1 protein-coding gene and 1 pseudogene are annotated in these 894 nt (G+C 47.3%); both read right to left on the reverse strand.

Annotated elements, in window-relative coordinates; translation table 11 throughout:
- Positions 1 to 190 (reverse strand): hypothetical protein (locus RAC86_RS39225; RefSeq protein WP_038429676.1); only part of this gene is annotated, 190 nt, incomplete at its 3' end.
- Positions 191 to 192: 2 nt separating this feature from the next.
- A pseudogene (gene pnbA, locus RAC86_RS39230) lies at positions 193 to 894 on the reverse strand (para-nitrobenzyl esterase); the annotation flags it as partial.

Below are 894 nucleotides of genomic sequence, written 5' to 3' on the forward strand. Positions count from 1 at the left end.
ACTTCTCTTTTCCGGGTTTTCTTTTTGCTGAGTATGCGGGAACCATCACAATTCCCGCGAAAAACAGTATGATGCCAGTCCAGCGCATAGGCTGGTAATAGACTGTGTCCCGTAAACATACCACGGCCGACAAAATAATGATACAAGCTGCCACAACAATGGCAGCACCAATGTATCCTGTTTTCTCCATATTTATTCTCCTTTTGAAGGGAATAGCTTCTGCCTTTTTTCAGATTCGGGATCGTTTTCGATCGTAATCTCTGAGTCTAAAATCACCGTCTCTCTCGTTTCTTCATGATACGCCGGCCAATTCACAGCTTCGGTGCTTGGGTTTCCTGTTTTAGCGAACGTGATCCACGCGGATTGTATCGTGTGAGAAAGCTGTTTCACCTCATCCGTAATCTCCGCTTTTGCCATTCGTTCCAATCCGTCCAGATTTCCAAAGACAAAAGGAAGCTCTAATGCGTGAAACGCTTTATTGTACGGCGGCTTCTCCGGGTGCCAATCGAACCGGTACATCCAGACAGGGGCGTAATGAGACTGTGCGGATGCATAGGCGACGGCAGGGCGCCAAAATAATAAATCAGTCATCATATGAATTTGGCTTTCCAGAGAACGCGGATACAAATCGGCAGCTTTCTCTGCCAGCGGCTTCCCTAGTAAATACTCGAGTGCTGCATCAAGCGTTTCCTGAGAATGAACGTCTGAATCCGGGGTGAAAAATAAATATCCTTCATCACGGGTTGTTCCAATCAATAGCGGAATGCCGGAAGCAGCCCCTTCTGCGATCGCTTTTTCTGGTTCTTCAGGCAGCGTTTTCGGATCAAGGGCGGGCTGGAAGAACAGCTGAAAGATATTTTCTTTTTCTGCAATCCGAAGCTGATCGGCCGCTTT

Source organism: Bacillus sp. LR_5 (assembly GCF_042709275.1).